Origin of the sequence: Eubacterium sp. 1001713B170207_170306_E7 (genome assembly GCF_015547515.1) — a bacterium.
Lineage (GTDB): Bacteria > Bacillota > Clostridia > Eubacteriales > Eubacteriaceae > Eubacterium.
Map to the genome: position 1 here is coordinate 369471 of NZ_JADMVE010000003.1, position 17227 is coordinate 386697.

The following is a 17227-nucleotide window of genomic DNA, read 5'->3' on the forward strand; positions in this document are numbered from 1 at the left end:
AATGGATTATAAAAGTACCGTAATGGCCATTGGCCCACTGGTAGAGGAAATGGCCGCTGAAGGAAATTTTATCATTGTGTTTAATGAGAATGCACCAGAAGCTCTGGCGGAAATGTCCATCCTTCACACAATATGTGATATAGATCAGGAAGTAAAACCAGGCGATGTCGTTATTTTTGGAAAAAATCAGTATATTGTCACCGCTGTGGGTGAAGAAGCAAACCATACCTTAAAGGCTATGGGGCATTGCTCTTTTAAATTCACAGGACGAGAGGATGTTGAGCTGCCCGGACAGATTGAACTGTCCGGCGGTGATCTGCCCGAAGTAAAGCCGGGTGATCCGTTTGAAATTTTGTTCACCTGATCCGGCAGGGAAGATTAGATTTTAGAATGCTGGATGTAAAATTGTTTAACAAATTTTTGATATAGAAAGAGGTATTTAAAATGATTAACATGATGTACAAGTTGCAGAAGCTGGAAGATGAAGGCAAACCGATTAAAGCCAGTATCGTTGGCGCGGGTCAGATGGGCTGCGGTATGGCCGCTCAAATGACCGTTATGAAGGGGATGGATCCGGTTGTTGTGGTCGATGTTGTGCTTGAAAATGCAAAACGGGCCTATCTGGACTCTGGATATAAAGAAGGCGAAGATTTTGTCGAAGCAGAAACGGTTGAAGAAGCCAACAAGCTCTTGGCAGAAGGAAAATTCATTGTTACAAAGAACAACGAAATCGCAACAAAATGCGATATCATTGATTGTGCGGTTGACGCAACCGGTGTGCCGGAGGTTGGCGCTAAGGTGGCTATGGACGCCATTAACGCGGGCAAACACATTTGTATGTTAAATGTTGAAACCGACGTCTGTATTGGTCATCTGTTATACAAACTGGCCAATAACGCCGGAGTTGTTTATACGGGCTCTGCTGGGGATGAGCCTGGCGCTGTTGTCGAAATGTATGATTACGCAAAAGGGCTTGGGTTTGATGTCAAGGTTGTTGGTAAGGGTAAAAATAACCCGCTGGCACTGGAATGCACACCGGAAACTGTTGCTGAAATCGCCAAGGAAAAGGGCGCTTCACCAAAAATGATCTGTGCCTTTAAGGATGGAACGAAAACCATGGTAGAAATGACCGCCATGGCTAATGCAACCGGCTTTGTGCCCGATGTTACCGGCGCGCACGGCGCAGAGAGTGACGTCGCCCACCTGAATGATGTCTTAAGCCTTAAGAGCGAGGGTCGAGGCGGTGTATTAGACAATTACGGTGTTATCGAATATATTAATGGCGTTGCGCCTGGTGTGTTCGTCATTATCGGGACAGATCAGCCAGACATCGCCGCAGAGCTAACCTACCTGAGCATGGGTCCCGGACCAAACTACACCCTGTACCGCCCATATCACTTAACCTCTTTAGAAACGCCAATGTCTGTAGCAAAGGCCTGTATTGATCACGAACCAACCATTGTACCGCGCTGCGGCCGGGTGGCTGAAACGATTGCCGTTGCTAAAAAAGATATGAAAGCCGGCGAAATGCTGGACGGTATCGGCGGATATACCATCCGCGGTACTTTTATGGCCGCTTCTGAAGCAGACAGACAGAATGCACTGCCGATGGGACTGGTTGATAAAAAAACACAGCTGGTGCATGATAAAAAAGCGGGCGAGGTCATAACTTATGATGACGTTGTGCTGAATAACGATAACCTGATTGTACAGCTGCGTAAGCTGCAGGACGAACTGTTTATCTAATGATCTAATGTTTACCCCTTGCCCGGATGGGCCGGAAGCCAGCAAGCGCTTCAGGCTTGTCTGGGCAGTTTTAAAAAGGAGAGAAAAATGTACACGCAAAAGCTGACTGTTGTAAACCCTACCGGGTTACATGCACGCCCCGCTGCTGAGTTCTGCAAAATTGCAGGAGGCTATCAGTCGAAAATTATGCTTAAACGTCTGGGAGCAGACGAAAAAGAAGGAAATGGAAAATCCGTTATCGCCGTTATGGCCATGGGACTGCCAAAAGGCTGTGAGATCGAAATCAGTGCGGAAGGCGAGGATGAAACCGACGCTGTCAATGCGCTGGCAGAGCTGGTAAAAAGCGGATTTGGCGAGATTTAAATCATTAAGGCTGCTAAAGCAAGTATTGTTTAGCAGCCTTTTATTATTATTTTGCTTCTGCTTTGTTTACATTCAAAAGCCACTAAGATATAATGAACTATAAAGTTGAGGTGATTTGAAAATGCTAGAGGCACTTGTATCCTTCTTTATCGAGCTGGATGAGGATAAAGTAATCATAACCATACAGCGCCTGCTAAAAGCGGGCATAGAGAAGAAAAAAGTTGTGGAGGCGCTGAATCAGGCGCTGGACATCATCGGGAAAAAGTATGAGACTGGTGAGTATACATTGTCCGATTTAATGATGGCAGGTATTCTTTACGAACAGGTAATGGAGATGGACTGTATCGATATCTCCAAATCTGTTGAAAAATCATCCCTGAAAAGTGGAATGATTCTTATTGGAACCATTGAGAGTGATATGCACGATATTGGAAAATCGCTCTTTAAGAGTGTGGCCTCCACCTCTGGATTTCAGGTCATTGATCTCGGCGTCAATGTAAAACCCGAAATATTCTGCCAGAAGATCAAGGAACTTCATCCGGATATTGTAGGGATCAGCGCTGTTCTTACTGGCGCTATCAGCCATCTGCGAAAAGCGATTGATGTCATCACGCTGGAAGGCCTGCGAAATCAGGTGAAAATCATTATCGGTGGCAGTGTGGTAGATGCGGCGGTCTGTGACGAAGTGGGGGCAGACGGCTTTACAGACGATGCGATTCAGGGTGTTGAAATATGTCAAAAATGGATGAACAGCAATGGGTGAATATACAAAGTATACAGAAATTATTGAAAATATAAAACAAAAAATACAAAGTAATATTTACAAATCAAACGAGCTTCTCCCTTCAGAAAAAGAGCTCTGCACCGAGTACAGCGTAAGCCGGCGGACTGTTCGAAGGGCAATTATGGAACTGGTGGAGGATGGTTATCTGTATACTGTGCCCGGCAAGGGAACCTTTGTACATGTCCTGAATAAGGATAATTATGAGGTTAACTTTAGGCTTGAGGATATTATCTGCAAAGGATTTGACAAGGCAGAGCTGTATGAAGCCACTATCCTCTCGCCAGATGTCTATCTTGTATATAATTTGCAGGTGGCACCGACCGATAAAGTTTTACGCATTCAATCGCTGCTGAAAAGAGGCGAGCAGATTGTTGCCTTTGATGTTAAAAACATTCCGTACTTTCTGGGTATTCCTCTGAAGGAGGAAAACCTGAATTACAACAGTCTGAGAGATATCTTAAAAAATAAGATCTCCCAGTACGAGATGACAGAAGAAATCTATCTGACCTCAATGATGGCAGATGATTTTTTGTGCGGGGTCATGCAGCTGACAGCGCCAGAGCCACTGCTGGTTTTGGATATCATTATCAGCGATCGTGACAATATACCATTGGGCTGGAATAAAATATATATCAGGTGGAACGAAAGTGAAATTAGAGGGGTATCGGTTTGACAGTAAACAATCATTTTACAGCTTATGAGCTTATTGCGAGCGATATCCGCGAAAAAATTGAGGATAATATTTATAAGTCTGAGCAGCGTCTGCCATCGGTGCTTGAACTGTGTAGTGAATACAATGCCAGCGATTCGACCATCCGCAAAAGCCTGGATATTTTAAAAAAGGAAGGTTATATTTACAGTAAAAAGCGGGTTGGTGTTTTTGTAAGCTCCATCGAAGAAAAACGGTTTATCCTCAAATTTAATGAGTTCAGCAATTTAAAGGAACCGGTTACTGCATCTGAAATTTTGAAGTTTGGCCAAGGGCAGGAGAATCGAGACGCGAAGGACTTAAGGTTTAGTGATAAAAAGCATATTGTGTGCCACCGTATCTATTACGCCGGTGCATTTCCGGTATTATATAAAATTGACTACATTCTATACAATGCTCGAATGCGGCTGGAGAGCATCAATGCAGAAAAATGGATCGAGGAGATGGATCTTGTGATGGAGAGTCCCGCAATTTATAAACGGCTCGCATTAAAAATTGAGATGGGTGTTCCGGATATTCGCGAGGCGATGATATTAGCAGAGGAAAGTATCCTTTATAAAATAAGGCGCGAATATTATACTGAAAAGAAGTCGTTTGTGGGTGTTAGTGAAATTTTTGTGGCAAATCATGATTTGAAATTGCAAATTTATGAAAAATAGGGTTGACAGAACCATTAATTCCTGATATATTCTATGTGTAATATGTACAACATAAAAGAAAATAGACATGCGACGGCGTGTTTATTTTTTAAAAGCTTCTATGTGCTACATGTACAACTTAATATCGCGATAATTAGGATAATGATTTTTAAAAGGAGGGTCCTTTGACAAATCGATTATAATAGTTGTTAAGGGGAAAACTATGAAACCATACGAACGATTTATTTCAAAAGAAGATATTCAGGCCATTCACGAAGAAAGTGTAAAAATTCTGAGTGAAATTGGGGTTAAATTTGAACATGAAACAGCCATTGAACTATTTAAGAAACATGGTGCAAGGGTCGACGGAGATGTTGTTTTTATCGATGAGGCTCTGTTAAACGAATCCTTGAAAAATGTGCCGGAAAGCTTTGAGGTCAATATTGGTGACGGAGAGACCATTAATCTGGGCGGCGGCTCAAAAGCCCGTATGCCGGCGATGGGAAATATTTATATTTCAGAAAAGGGAAAAATACGCAAGATGGATAATCAGGATACCATCAACCAGTTTAAGTTAGCAGACACCAGTCCGGTGATTAATGTCAATTATTTAAATTATCTGCCAGATTTAAAGGGTTTTACCACGGAGCAGAAAATGTTTTACCTGATTGCCATTTCGCTGAAATACTGTAATCAGCGCAATATCATGCTTAAAGTAGATACCTTCCACATGCCCGAGAACCGCTCGGTCCGCGAAGTTACCCAGGAAGGATACCAGCTTGTCAAGCGTTTTTATGGCATTGACGGGTATGTAGCCCTTGGCGATATCAACCCAATTTCACCGTTGACCTATGACCATGACCCCATCGAAAAGCTGCTGGGGATCTGTGCAGAAAACCAGCCAATCTGGATTTGTCCGTGCGCAATGCCAATGATGACAGCTCCAGCCTCTGTTGCTTCCATGGTCGCCCAGACCAACGCAGAAATTTTGGCAGGCTTGACACTCATACAGCTTATTAATCCCGGAACGCCGGTTTTATACGGAAACACCTCCGGCTCCACAAATCTGCGCACGATACAGCTGAGTATTGGGGCACCTGAGACTGCGCTTGTCAGCTATGCCACCGCCGGACTTGCCGACTATTACAACTTGCCCTTTAGAACAGGCGGCGGTCTGAGTGACGCGAAGGATATGGATATGCAGGCCGGACTGGAATCCATGCTGATGATCCAGACAACCGAAGAGTGCAACCCGGATTTAGTGATGCACAGCTGTGGGACTATCGGCTCATTTAATGTCATTAGTTTTGAAAAGTTTCTGGTGGACGAAGAAATCTGGGCCTATGTCAGACGGTTGATAAATGGTGTCGATATCACCGAAAAGAAATTCTGTTTTAAGGATCTGCAAAAGGCAGGACCGCGCGGGACTTTCGTGACAGGAAGAACGCCGAAAATGTATCGGGAAGAGTTTGTTCTGCCGAAGTATCTGAACAAGGATGATCCCAACCAATGGCAGACACAGGGAGGGACAGCGCTGCGCGATACTCTTGAGGAGGCTGTCAGAAGCCGTATTGACAGTTACATGCCGCCGGAAATTACCAGAGAGCAGAATGCGCTGTTAATGCCATATCTTCCCGAAGCCTACAAGGAAAGAATTTAAAAAAGATAAAGAGGTTAAGTATGTGCGCTGTAAAAAAATATTTGGAAAAAAATGGCAGTCTTCATGAGCAATCAAAAACTTTTTTGGAAAAAAATGGTTTGCGGCTGGAAGATGCAAGGCTGGCAGAATGGTTTAAAAAAAGGGGCTTCGAGATAGAAGACGGCTACATAAAGTTTAAGGATCATGAGATTGAACATGCATTAAAGCTTTGTCCGCCAGTTATCCACCTAAAAGCCGGTAAGTCCGATTTAGAGATCGGAGGATCGGAAAAGTTTTATGGCTTTACAGGGGCGCCGGAATTTTTATTAAAAAGTAGCAGCGCACACATTTTTCAAAAAAAGGATGGCATTAATCTCTTTAAGCTGGTGGATACCAGCCGCATCATTAATTTTTCTGAACGCTATCCCTGGTTTTATGAAAACAGGCGGGCAACAGAACAGATGGCTTTTTTTCTTAAATACAGCAATAAGCCGCCAGTACTTTTGCCGGGGAAATGGAAAGACAAAGCGGATCTATGTGGAACGCTTCAGAGTCTCAATGACTACTTTGAACAAAAAAAGGCCTGTCAGCTGGCCGTACCGCTAGAGGTGTATGACGACAGAGCCGTTACCTGGAGCCAGATCGAGTGCCTGGAGTGCACAACAGGGTTTCATCAAGCGATTTTACTGAAAATCCACAGCGCTGTGAAAGAGAATGAGCTGATAACCGAAGAAGCATTGTGTGTCCGGATAAATGCCGTTGCTCTGGGCTATTGCTGCATCCTTCAAACATTATGGCCAGGGTATCCTGTGATCTTTGGCTTGTCCAACCGGATAGTCTGTGGTCAGAAAAATAAATTCGCTGTAGGTATTATAAATAGAAGTATTTTAGCGGTGACTGCGCAGGTGTGGCGGTATTATCAAATACCGTTTATGCTTGAAAATATTACCTTTGAGGCACAGTCGCCAGATGTTTTTGCAGGTATTGAAGCCACGTCGCGTTACCGGGAGATGTTTGATCATTTTCAAAGTGATCTGATGAATTTCTCTCTGGGTGCTCTCGACTGTGAAAGGGCTTTTTGCATTGAAAAATATCTGACGGATGAAGAAATTATCGAAATGCTGGTGCGCTTGTACCAGGGAATCGACTGTTCGGAAAAAATGAACGGATACAGCGCTGTAAAAAACGCAGGCCCAAGGGGGAGCTACTTTAACACGCGTATGCTTAAGCTGATCAAAAAAGAATTTTATGACAGCCGTTATTTAAATAAGGAATCACTGGGGAACTGGCGCTCCGAAAACGAAAACGATTTGATCGATTATGTGGGAAGAGCGCTTCAGAAAAGACTGAAGTTTTATGTTCCGCCTGAGATTACAAAGGAGAAAAAGATGCTTTTGGATAAGTATCTGAGAGCAGAGGACGACGGTATCACTCAATTTCGGGATATTAAATTTTAGAGGAGAAAATCATGGAGTTATCAAAGGGGAAAAGAAATTTTCTGGTGGTATTAATCAGTTTTATGGTCGGGATTATTTATTTTATTCCATATATTCGATTTACATTTTACGATCAAACAATTGCCGCTTTTAATCTTACCAATATGGAGCTTGGCAATTTAGGGGCTATCTATGGTCTGGTCGCATTGTTTTGTTATCCGATTAGCGGTTTTCTGGCAGAAAAATTCAGCCCGAAGCTTTTGCTGGCGGCTTCATTTGTCGGAACAGCGGCAATGACTTTCTGGCAGGCGAGTTTTCCGAGCTATGGAGCGCTGTTAGTCATCTATGTATTGTTTGCCTTTTTTACTACAGCAACGCTTTGGTCGCCCTATATCGCGGTGTTAAGAAATCTGGGAACAGAGGAGGAGCAGGGCAAGCTCTTCGGTATTAGTGAAGCCATGCGAGGTATTGTCTCCACAGTGACTGGCTTTGTCTTTGTCTGGATACTCAGTCTGTTTGCTGATTCGGTTGGCGGCTTTCGCGCTATTTTGATCATCGGAGCGCTTGTTTACATTGTTTTTGCGGCTTTGGCCATTATTTTCCTGCCCAAGAACGTTTCGCGCGATCCAGAGGAGCCTGAAGAAAAAAGAGAAAAGGGCAGTGTGCTGCAAGCTTTAAAGTTGCCGGGCGTCTGGCTGATGGGACTCTTTATTTTTAGCTGCTATTCCATTATCGCTGCGGGCATCAACTATCTGGGAACTTACACTACACAGATTTTAGGTGTTTCCGCTTCTGTATCCAGCAGCCTGGCGATTATCCGAAGCTATGTCTTAACAGTTGTAGCAGGCATTGGTGCTGGAATTATTGCGGACAAATTCAAATCACGTCTGATCTTTTTGGTTTATGTTTTGATGGCTATTATCGTTTGCGCAGTTGCTACGCCGTTTTTCTCTGATATGGTGACGCTGGCCATTATCGTTACGATGATTTTGTCTTTATTGTATTTTATGATGAAATCTGTTTACTTTTCGATCATGGGAGAGAGTGGTATTCCTGTGGCTATGACCGGTATCGCCAGCGGCATTGTCTCGTTTATCGGATTTATACCAGATGCTTTTATTACTTCGCTGATGGGGTCGTGGTTGGACAAGGATCCAGTAATGGGTTTTAACATGATTTTTGCCTGGATTGCAATCTGGGGAGTTGTTGCAATCGTTTTGGCACTTGTTATCTATAAAAGAGGAAAGAAAAATCAGCTCAGTCATGAAGAATGACCATATTTAAAAGCGGCCCGTCTGTTCGGCCGCTTTTTTTGGAGGAAGCAATGAAATATCAAAAGATTAATTTACTTGTTTTTGTACCGGCAATACTGCTTTTCGGAGGCTGCATTTTACTGGCATTTCTTGATAATGCGGCGTTTGTAAGCTTAACCAGCGCCCTTTACGCTTGGATCCTGGATAAATTTGGATGGCTGTTTCTGTTGACGGCACTGGTTGTTTTTCTTGTCTGCATCGGTTTGTACTTTTCGCCTTTTGGGAAAATAACCATTGGCGGAAAGGAAGCAAAGCCGATGATGTCTACCTGGAATTGGTTTAGTATCACACTCTGTACCACTGTAGCTTCAGGTATTGTATTTTGGGGAGCGGCGGAGCCGGTGCAGCATATTCTCAATCCGCCGGTATCAAGCGGCATTGAAGCCATGACGCCAGAGGCTTCACTTTTTGCCATGGCAGCTGTTTTCAGACACTGGACGGTCTTACCCTATGGACTCTATACGATTTTAGCGGTTGTTTTTGCTTTTGTTTATTATAATATGTGTCAGCCCTTTTCGCTGGGTTCTGTTATTGCACCACTTATTCCTAAAAGAGCAAGAAGCAGTGTAAGCCAGGTTGTGGATTTTGTCTGTGTTTTTGCTCTGGTTACAGGGCTTGCCGCTTCTTTAGCATCAGGCGTCCTCAGTATTAACGGAGGACTAAACAAGCTTTTTGGTGTGGATTCAAACGAAGCAGTCTGGGGAATCATCATTCTGATTATTGGCGGCATGACCATCATTGCTGCAGTAACAGGCATTACCCGTGGCATAAAATACCTTTCAAACATCAATGTGGCAATGTATATTGTGATTTTGGGGTTTATACTCCTGTTTGGAGGAATCACCTTTATCTTTAGCTTTGGCATTGAAAGTATTGGTGAGTTTTTAACAACTTTTTTCAGCGGTACGCTTTTTACCGGTACAGCAGAGGGTGATCCCTGGGCTAAAAACTGGACCATGTTTTATCTCGGCAACTGGATGGCATGGGCGCCTGTGACGGCTGTGTTTTTGGGGAGGATCAGCTATGGGCGAAGGGTAAAGGATATAATTGCCATGAACCTGTTTGTGACAGCGTTGTTCAGTATTGTGTGGTTTATGATTATCTCTGGAGCAACTGTTAATCAGCTGATGCATAACACAGGTTCAGGTATCGTTGAAGCATACAACGCCGGTTATGAGAATGTGATTTATCAGTTGTTTAAAAATCTGCCGTTAAGCCGGATTTTTATTCCGTTGTATCTGCTAGCGGTTTTGATCTCTTTTGTGACAGCAGCCGATTCCACCACTATGGCTATTGCGGGCATTTGCAGCAAGGGTATTGCACCGGATTCGCCGGAGCCGCCCGCCAGCTTGACCGCCGTTTGGGGAATTATAGTAGCAGTGGTCACCTGGATTATGATGTCTGTCGGGGAAGGGATAACGGGGATTAAAATGCTCTCGAATATTGGAGGTCTGCCAGCGATGATTTTGATTATTTTTGTAGTCATCAGTGCACTAATGATTTCGTTACACCCAGAAAAGTACAATAGTATTGATAATAATCATGTAATTGATCGGAAACATAAGACGAACTGATTTATTGTAAGGGATACTTTGGGATATACGGTTATAAACAAAAAAGGCGATAAGAATCTAAGCTGTCGGAAAGACATTTATCCTTTTAACGTGGCTTAGACAAATGCTCCATATCGCCCACAGCGTAAGCAATATACGGCGTTTCTAAGCAATAACCGAGACTTTCGGCGAGATGCAGGGATTCTTGACTGACGGCATCCCAGCTGGGGTAACGGTTTTGACGCAGACACTCTAAAATAAGGCGGGAACCCACAACCCGCGCCAGACCCTGCCTTCGATAAGGCTGTTTGGTGTCGATCTGAATTTCAATGCCGTCGTTGTAATAGGTGTAAGAAGAGGCTCCGGCAATAATTTCATGATTTTTAACGATGACAAAGCCAAGCCCGTTCTTTGCATAGTCCTGAGCATTTTCAAACTGAGAGCATAAATCTTTTGACCATTCCTCTTTTAGCAGCGCATTGTAAAGTAAAGGGTCGATTTGGCGGATTTTGCAGTCCGGGGGCAGGGCTTTGAGATTCGCCTGCAGCTGTTCTGGATCAAAAGCTGTGGGTTCTTTTTTTAAGGCATAACGCGTAAATTTCTCGTATTGTCCGCGATAGATGGTTTCGAATAATGGATGCCAGGTTTCCTCACGTGCGATCAGGGTAATGACAGGAACGATTTTGGGGTCAGGAATATTTTCAATGAGCTCAGGATTGGGAATGCCAGCGAAAAAACAGAAATCACCGATTAATATTTGGGCAGAACGGGGTGAATCGGGATCATCCACAAAAGCCTGACCAAGGTGGCCTTGAAGGTATGACCATACAGGTGTTTCGTTCCAGCCTTCAAATAATGGCGCGATGCGGTTTCGGTCTTTTTTTGAAATTATATACAATGTGATCCTCCTAAACAGTAAGGGTAAAATAAGCCAGGAGAAAAACTCCTGGCTTTAGTCTATCAAAGAAGCTTAAAAACTCTGACCAAAAGCCAGAACCTGTTCCAGCCAGCCGCTTTGGATGATATCGTCCTTTTTCCAGACATCTGAAGCGATGAAAACACCTTTATCCTGCCATTTCAAGTAATCTGCGGTCAGCTTGTAGCTGTCAATGGCTGGCAGAAAATCTTTCAGGTCATCGCTGGCACCGGTCATTAAAAGAACGGATTTTTTTCCAACCAGAGGCAGCGGCTTATCACTTCGGCAAAAAGCGTACAGCCGGTCAATGACGGCTCTTAATTGGGTGGACATGTTGAAAAAGTACAGTGGTGATACCAGTACCACCATGTCAGCGGCCAGCAGCATGGGGTATATTTTCCAGAAATCATCCTTCTGGATACAAGGGGCGTCGGGTTCGGTGTAGCACTGGTCACAAGCCAGACAGCCATTTATTTTCATATGGCCGGCGGAAATCATGGTCACCACATGGCCCTTTTGCTGCAGCCCCTGGGCAAAGGCACGGGCCAGCAGTTCGCTGTTGCCACCTTTTCTGGGACTGGACGAGATGATTAAAACTTTCATGTTTATCCTCCTGATAACGTAAACAACCGTTGAATAAAATTATAATCCAGCGTGCAGTCAAAAGCAATGATAACATGAAAATTTATGGTGTGATTTTTACAGTATTCGTATGTAATTACCGGTAAAGGGAAAGGTCAAGGGCATCGGAAATAAAGCGCAAGGCCTTTTGTCCCCGGACGCTGTTGCCAATGGGGTCCAGTCTTGGGCTGAAGGCTGAAAGCGCCAGCTGGCCAGGTACAACTGCCAGTAAACCGCCGCCAACACCGCTTTTACCCGGAAGTCCAACGGTATAGGCGAAATCGCCGGAAGCCCCGTAAAGACCTTCCATGGTCATCTCGGCGAAAATATGAGGTAAAAATTCTGGATTAATGACAGCTTTTCCAGTGACTGGATTGACGCCGCTGTTGGCCAGAGTAGCGCCCATAACCGCCAAATCTTTGCAGGTGATGGCGATTGAGCATTGCCTGGTATAAAGATCACAGGTGGTGTCCGGATCGTCATAGAGTGTGCCATAGCCAGACATAAGCCAGGCGATGCCCTTGTTATGACTGTTGGTGGCAGTCTCTGAGGTATACACAGCTTCCATAACTTCAAGACTGTGTCCGGCGAATTGGCTGTAGCCATCTAAAATTTTATGCCACTTTTCATCAGCGCTGGCGGCAGGCAGGAGGCTGACGGTAGCCATGGCGCCGGCGTTTACCAGTGGGGAGAGCGGCTTCCCGCGGTGCAGCTCCAGTGCCATTACAGAGTTAAAGGGAAGTCCTGTTGGGTCTGCCCCCACTTTTTTAAGCATCTCTTTAGCGCCGACAGCCTCCATGACAAGTGCCATGGAAAAAACCTTGGAGATGGATTCAATGGCAAAGGGATAGCTGCTGTCGCCTGTCTCAAGTACGGTACCGTCTGCTGTAACGGCAGTCAGTCCAAAAAGGCCGGAAGGTACTTTTGCCAGGGCTGGAATATAGGAGGCGTTGGCGCCGGACTCATCACTTTCTGCAGCGCTGTAAGCCTGTTTTAGAACGGTCTCCAGTTTATTTTTGTCAATCATATTTTTTTGCATGTTTTAAACCTCGCTTTCTTAAATTGCTATATACCCATACCATTCAAAAAAGAAAAGAGATGCGAAGTGTTTAAATTTTTGGAAAAGGGTATATATTAAAGCGAGCATACAACCTCTTACTTAAAAAATTTTACTCTCCCCAAATTTTCCCTTGGCAGACGCCGGAACAATGTTTCCGGCGTCTGTTTTTTTATGGATAAAACAGCTGCATTGATTGGTGAATGATAAAGGATCACAAAAAAGCCCCTTTCGGGGCTATTGAGGTTATTTGTAATATTTGTCCAAAATAGTAATGATTTCCTCAATCTTAGTGTTGCGCTCATCCTTGCTGCCGTTTTCAAAGGCATCGGTTACGCAGTGATGCATATGCTGCTCGAGGATCTGAAGATTGGCTTTTTTTAAAAGAGCCTGAACCGCCAGTACCTGCTTGGATATATCAATACAATACCGGCCTTCCTCCAGCATTTTAATAATGCCGTCCATCTGACCTCTGGCAGTTTTTAAAAGATTGAGTTCCTTGGTGCGGTCAATGCCTTCCATCGTTTTATTCGGTAATGACAGAAGCGGGATAGCCTGCCTCATCAAGGGCATCGCACAGCATTTTGTCGGTAACGGCATCCGTTACGTCCAAAGTAGCCTGGGCGTCTTCCAGAGAAACATGAACATTTGAAACGCCGTCGATGGCGTTTAAGGTGTCTTCAACACGTTTTACACAGTGTTTGCAGCTCATGTCATTTACATGTAATTTTTTTGTCATAGTGGTTCCTTCTTTCTGTGATTCCATGATCGAATCACTGATAATATTTTTATTATTGATAACCGTCACATCCGTATGGGCGGACGGCAGATCATGCACAGGGGTAAATTTGGGCTTAAAGCCTTTCAGAGACAGGGCGTTCAGCACAACCGAGACAGAGCTCAAGCTCATGGCGGCCGCTGCGAACATCGGATTCAGCTTAAGGCCAAAGGGGATATAGAGAATGCCGGCAGCCAGCGGGATACCGATGGTATTGTAGATAAAGGCCCAGAACAGGTTCTGTTTGATATTTCGGATAGTGGCTTTACTCAGCTGAATAGCCGCGACAATCTGCAGGAGGTCATTCTGCATGAGAATAACGTCAGCAGATTCGATGGCAACGTCAGTGCCGTTGCCAATGGCGATACCGATATCGCTTTGGGCCAGGGCGGGGGCGTCATTGATGCCGTCACCTACCATAATCACCTGCTTACCTTCATTCTGAAGCTTTTTGATGAGATCAGCCTTTTCTTCCGGCAATACATTGGCAATGACATGATCAATATTGATTTTTGCACCAATGGCCCGTGCCGTCCGCTCGTTATCTCCGGTCAGCATATATACCTGAGTGCCCATGGCTTTAAGCTGGGCAATGGCGTTTTCTGAGTTTTCTTTAAGGGTATCTGCGACAGCGATGATGCCAATCAGTTCGCTGCCCTCACCAATAAACAGCGGCGTTTTACCCGCATCCGAAAGCGTGTTATACAGCTCGGTCTGGGTGCTGGGGTCAATGCCGGAGCCTTTCATGAGTTTCTGATTACCAATGGTAATAAAACGGGTGTCCACAGTACCCTCGACGCCAAGGCCGGGAATGGCATTAAAGTCGGACACGTCCCGCAGTGTGATTCCGCGTTCTTCAGCGCCGTCTACAATGGCCTCGCTGAGCGGGTGTTCGGATTTGGCCTCGATGGAAGCGACCAACTGAAGCAGCGTCGTTTCATCGGTATTGCCCAAAGGCACAATGTCCGTAATGGAAGGCTTGCCGATGGTGATGGTACCGGTTTTGTCAAAAACGACCGCATCTGCTTTTCCGAGCGTTTCAAGAGCAGGGCCGTTTTTAAAGAGGATTCCCTGTTCAGCGCCTTTACCAGTACCTACCATGATGGCTGTTGGCGTTGCAAGGCCGAGAGCGCAGGGACATGAGATAACCAGTACGGATATACCCATCGAAAGGGCAAAGGAAAACTCATAGCCGAGCAGCAGCCAGATGATAAAGGATAATGCCGCGATCCCCATAACCGCCGGTACAAAATAACGGCTGATCTGATCGGCAATCTTAGCGATAGGGGCTTTGGAAGACTGGGCTTCTTCTACCAGATGGATAATTTTGCTGAGCGTGGTGTCATCGCCAATTTTAGTGGCGCGAAATTTAAACGCGCCGGTTTTATTGATACTGCCACAGATAACGTGGTCACCGGTTTCCTTTTCGACCGGGATACTCTCGCCAGTCAGCAGGGATTCGTCTACACTGGAATGCCCAGAGATAATTTCACCATCTACAGGAATACGGTCACCGGGCTTAATGATAACCGTGTCGTCAAGCCGCACATCATCAATTGGAATCTCGACCTCGGTATTGCCGCGTTCTACTAAAGCGGTATCGGGCGCCAGTGCAATGAGTTTTTCGATGGCCTGGGAGGTTTTTCCCTTAGCGCGGGCTTCCATATATTTTCCAAGAGTGATCAGAGTTAAAATAACCGCAGTGCCCTCAAAATAGATTTCATGTGCGAAGTGATGGACCATGGCCATATCGCCATAGGAGTAACCCCAGGCAAGCTGGTACAGGACATAGATGCCATAAAGGAATGAAGCACTGGTTCCTACGGCTACCAGAGAATCCATATTGGGAATGCGTTTCCAGAGCGCTTTGTAACCATCCTTATAAAAGTGCGCACCCATATAAACAACGGGCAGGGTCAAAAGCATCTGAGTAATTGTGTTAATCAGACGGTTCATATCCCCGTCCAAAAAGGCGGGAACAGGCAGTCCGACCATGGGACCCATGGACAGGTAGAATAAAGGAATGGTAAAGACCAATGAAATGATGAGCCGGGTCTGGAGCTCCTTCATCTGTTTTTGTGCGTTTTCACCCGCGGTGTTTTTGACCGTACTCTTACCAGATGTTGAAGTGTCCTGTTCGGGGACAGCGCCATAGCCAATTTTTTCAATGGCAGAAACAATTTCCGGAGCCTGGACGGAGCCGTCATCATAGGTAACGGCCAGATTTTCGGTAGCGTAGTTAACTACCGCGTCCTCGACGCCAGCCATTTTGTTGACGGTTCGTTCAATGGCAGCGGCACAGGCTGTACAGGACATCCCTTCTATTTTAAAATTTTTCTTCATGTGTTAACCTCCAAACGGCACCCCTCATGGGGTGGGGTATGTTCATATCATATAACATTTTGTAAGAATGGTCAAGCTCTTTTCAGAAATTTTTTACCCGATTGTCAGATATCTTAACAGAGGCTTTAAAATACAGTTGTTTTTAGAAGGCATCTGAAAAAATAAAAACAGCCTGTTCAGGTATCTGTATGGCTTTTTATACAGACTACCGCATATGAATCTTTCCAGGCATGTGTATCCAGAGAATAAAGGCCTTTTGTGAATTAAAATTACAATTAAAGCTAAGTCTTGTGATATATTATAATTTTCACTATTTATTGTTGAAAACGCAAAACAATGCTTAATACTTGTTTATATTTTGTAAAATTTTCAATGAATGTTTGACGAATGCCTGAATAATTGCTATGATAGTATCAAGCTAAAGTAAATCAAAATGCAGTGTAGAGATATTTTGATAAAAACAGCATCATGTTATAACGCTGTTTAAAAAGACCAAAGGAGTTGGTAAATTGAAACTGCAAGCAAATAAAGAATACGTCATTATGGCGCAGGAAAAGACATTGGCTCTCGGAATTGAAAACGGCTCTGCCGAAAACGGCGCGCTTATAAAATTACAGGAGGCTTCCCAAACAGGAGCGGACAGCCAGAAATGGACACCCCAATACGCAGAAGGTGAGTGGTTTAAGCTCATCAACAAGTATTCTGGAAAAGCACTGGATTTGTGTATGCTGGGAACTGTAAACGGCACATGGGTGCAGCAGTGGGAAGCTGTTGATACGGACAGCCAGCTTTGGACACTGGAAGAGACCGCTGAAGGCAGTTATCTCATAAGATCACAGCGCGCGGGTATTTATCTAGATATTGCCATGGGGGCTGCGGTGCCGGGTGCTCAAATGCAGATATGGGAAAAAACCGGCAGTGCGAATCAGGTATGGCATTTTACGCCAGTTCAGGCTGACGAGGATGAGGCGGCAGCGCCAGAAGTAAAAAAGACAACCAGAACAGCGCCACGGAAAAAAACGGCTGCCACGAAAAAGACCACCGGGACAAGAGCGAAAAAAACAACCGAGGCAGAGGAGAAAACTCCGGCAGAAGCCGCTAAAAAAGCAGCGACAGCTAAAACCACCACAGCACGAAAAGCGGCACCTTCCAAAACAACGGCCAAAAAAGCCACAGCAGCCCGAAAAACCACTGTGGCAAAAAAGACTGAAGCCGCGTCAGAAGAGCCCGCTAAAAAAACAACCCGTAAAACACGTGCGACAGCCGCCAGGAAGACCGATACGGAGGCATAGAGCGAGCAGAATTTTCAAAACCACCGGAAAGCAAAACGG

Annotated in this window: 16 protein-coding genes; 11 read left to right on the forward strand and 5 right to left on the reverse strand. The window is 44.9% G+C overall.

The window, feature by feature from the left end; genetic code table 11:
• The first annotated feature begins 1 nt into the window (after nucleotide 1).
• The 10 genes from I2B62_RS09735 to I2B62_RS09780 all read left to right on the forward strand — a co-directional run bounded on the left by I2B62_RS09735 (nucleotide 2) and on the right by I2B62_RS09780 (nucleotide 10202).
• Nucleotides 2–364: a PTS glucitol/sorbitol transporter subunit IIA gene (locus I2B62_RS09735; RefSeq protein ID WP_195268770.1), complete on the forward strand. Its 363-nt coding sequence runs from the start codon at nucleotides 2–4 to the stop codon at nucleotides 362–364.
• Between the two features lie 80 nt (nucleotides 365–444).
• Nucleotides 445–1746 carry a hypothetical protein gene (locus tag I2B62_RS09740; RefSeq protein ID WP_013380765.1) on the forward strand — a complete coding sequence of 434 codons (1302 nt, stop codon included), beginning with the start codon at nucleotides 445–447 and terminating at the stop codon, nucleotides 1744–1746.
• Nucleotides 1747–1833: 87 nt separating this feature from the next.
• Nucleotides 1834–2109 (forward strand): HPr family phosphocarrier protein, encoded by a 276-nt coding sequence (locus I2B62_RS09745; RefSeq protein WP_195268771.1) that lies wholly within the window; start codon nucleotides 1834–1836, stop codon nucleotides 2107–2109.
• A 121-nt stretch (nucleotides 2110–2230) separates the two neighbouring features.
• Nucleotides 2231–2872, forward strand: coding sequence for a cobalamin-dependent protein (locus tag I2B62_RS09750; RefSeq protein ID WP_195268772.1), 642 nt, complete (start codon nucleotides 2231–2233; stop codon nucleotides 2870–2872).
• Nucleotides 2865–3566, forward strand: a complete 702-nt coding sequence (locus I2B62_RS09755) for a GntR family transcriptional regulator (RefSeq protein ID WP_195268773.1) — start codon at nucleotides 2865–2867, stop codon at nucleotides 3564–3566. The genes I2B62_RS09750 and I2B62_RS09755 overlap by 8 nt, the downstream gene beginning before the upstream one ends.
• Nucleotides 3563–4261: a GntR family transcriptional regulator gene (locus I2B62_RS09760; RefSeq protein ID WP_195268774.1), complete on the forward strand. Its 699-nt coding sequence runs from the start codon at nucleotides 3563–3565 to the stop codon at nucleotides 4259–4261. The genes I2B62_RS09755 and I2B62_RS09760 overlap by 4 nt, the downstream gene beginning before the upstream one ends.
• 202 nt (nucleotides 4262–4463) lie before the next feature.
• The gene (locus I2B62_RS09765) at nucleotides 4464–5900 is read left to right on the forward strand and encodes a trimethylamine methyltransferase family protein (RefSeq protein ID WP_195268775.1); all 1437 of its coding nucleotides are present in this window, start codon (nucleotides 4464–4466) and stop codon (nucleotides 5898–5900) included.
• 20 nt (nucleotides 5901–5920) lie between these two features.
• Nucleotides 5921–7336, forward strand: coding sequence for a trimethylamine methyltransferase family protein (locus I2B62_RS09770; protein ID WP_195268776.1), 1416 nt, complete (start codon nucleotides 5921–5923; stop codon nucleotides 7334–7336).
• A gap of 11 nt (nucleotides 7337–7347) precedes the next feature.
• On the forward strand, nucleotides 7348–8589 hold the full coding sequence (locus tag I2B62_RS09775; RefSeq protein WP_195268777.1) for an MFS transporter: 1242 nt from the start codon (nucleotides 7348–7350) through the stop codon (nucleotides 8587–8589).
• A gap of 50 nt (nucleotides 8590–8639) precedes the next feature.
• Nucleotides 8640–10202, forward strand: a complete 1563-nt coding sequence (locus I2B62_RS09780; RefSeq protein WP_195268778.1) for a BCCT family transporter — start codon at nucleotides 8640–8642, stop codon at nucleotides 10200–10202.
• Nucleotides 10203–10287: 85 nt separating this feature from the next.
• On the opposite strand, the gene I2B62_RS09785 is transcribed toward I2B62_RS09780, so the two are convergent.
• The 5 genes from I2B62_RS09785 to I2B62_RS09805 all read right to left on the reverse strand — a co-directional run bounded on the left by I2B62_RS09785 (nucleotide 10288) and on the right by I2B62_RS09805 (nucleotide 15896).
• Complete coding sequence (locus I2B62_RS09785; protein ID WP_195268779.1) at nucleotides 10288–11079, reverse strand: GNAT family N-acetyltransferase; 792 nt, start codon at nucleotides 11077–11079, stop codon at nucleotides 10288–10290.
• A gap of 72 nt (nucleotides 11080–11151) precedes the next feature.
• A complete protein-coding gene (locus I2B62_RS09790) occupies nucleotides 11152–11700 on the reverse strand; it encodes a flavodoxin family protein (protein WP_207735985.1) in 549 nt (182 codons plus the stop codon).
• 115 nt (nucleotides 11701–11815) lie between these two features.
• The gene (glsA, locus tag I2B62_RS09795) at nucleotides 11816–12757 is read right to left on the reverse strand and encodes a glutaminase A (protein ID WP_195268780.1); all 942 of its coding nucleotides are present in this window, start codon (nucleotides 12755–12757) and stop codon (nucleotides 11816–11818) included.
• A gap of 264 nt (nucleotides 12758–13021) precedes the next feature.
• Complete coding sequence (locus I2B62_RS09800; RefSeq protein ID WP_195268932.1) at nucleotides 13022–13297, reverse strand: metal-sensing transcriptional repressor; 276 nt, start codon at nucleotides 13295–13297, stop codon at nucleotides 13022–13024.
• A 4-nt stretch (nucleotides 13298–13301) separates the two neighbouring features.
• Nucleotides 13302–15896: a heavy metal translocating P-type ATPase gene (locus tag I2B62_RS09805; protein WP_195268781.1), complete on the reverse strand. Its 2595-nt coding sequence runs from the start codon at nucleotides 15894–15896 to the stop codon at nucleotides 13302–13304.
• 509 nt (nucleotides 15897–16405) lie between these two features.
• Here I2B62_RS09805 and I2B62_RS09810 point away from each other — a divergent pair.
• Nucleotides 16406–17188 carry an RICIN domain-containing protein gene (locus tag I2B62_RS09810; RefSeq protein ID WP_195268782.1) on the forward strand — a complete coding sequence of 261 codons (783 nt, stop codon included), beginning with the start codon at nucleotides 16406–16408 and terminating at the stop codon, nucleotides 17186–17188.
• Nucleotides 17189–17227 lie beyond the last annotated feature (39 nt).

Coding starts and splice junctions, on each gene's coding strand:
- I2B62_RS09735 (WP_195268770.1), top strand. CDS start 2: ATGGATTATAAAAGTACCGTAATGGCCATTGGCCCACTGGTAGAGGAA.
- I2B62_RS09740 (WP_013380765.1), top strand. CDS start 445: ATGATTAACATGATGTACAAGTTGCAGAAGCTGGAAGATGAAGGCAAA.
- I2B62_RS09745 (WP_195268771.1), top strand. CDS start 1,834: ATGTACACGCAAAAGCTGACTGTTGTAAACCCTACCGGGTTACATGCA.
- I2B62_RS09750 (WP_195268772.1), top strand. CDS start 2,231: ATGCTAGAGGCACTTGTATCCTTCTTTATCGAGCTGGATGAGGATAAA.
- I2B62_RS09755 (WP_195268773.1), top strand. CDS start 2,865: ATGGGTGAATATACAAAGTATACAGAAATTATTGAAAATATAAAACAA.
- I2B62_RS09765 (WP_195268775.1), top strand. CDS start 4,464: ATGAAACCATACGAACGATTTATTTCAAAAGAAGATATTCAGGCCATT.
- I2B62_RS09770 (WP_195268776.1), top strand. CDS start 5,921: ATGTGCGCTGTAAAAAAATATTTGGAAAAAAATGGCAGTCTTCATGAG.
- I2B62_RS09775 (WP_195268777.1), top strand. CDS start 7,348: ATGGAGTTATCAAAGGGGAAAAGAAATTTTCTGGTGGTATTAATCAGT.
- I2B62_RS09780 (WP_195268778.1), top strand. CDS start 8,640: ATGAAATATCAAAAGATTAATTTACTTGTTTTTGTACCGGCAATACTG.
- I2B62_RS09790 (WP_207735985.1), bottom strand. CDS start 11,700: ATGAAAGTTTTAATCATCTCGTCCAGTCCCAGAAAAGGTGGCAACAGC.
- glsA (WP_195268780.1), bottom strand. CDS start 12,757: ATGCAAAAAAATATGATTGACAAAAATAAACTGGAGACCGTTCTAAAA.
- I2B62_RS09800 (WP_195268932.1), bottom strand. CDS start 13,297: ATGGAAGGCATTGACCGCACCAAGGAACTCAATCTTTTAAAAACTGCC.
- I2B62_RS09805 (WP_195268781.1), bottom strand. CDS start 15,896: ATGAAGAAAAATTTTAAAATAGAAGGGATGTCCTGTACAGCCTGTGCC.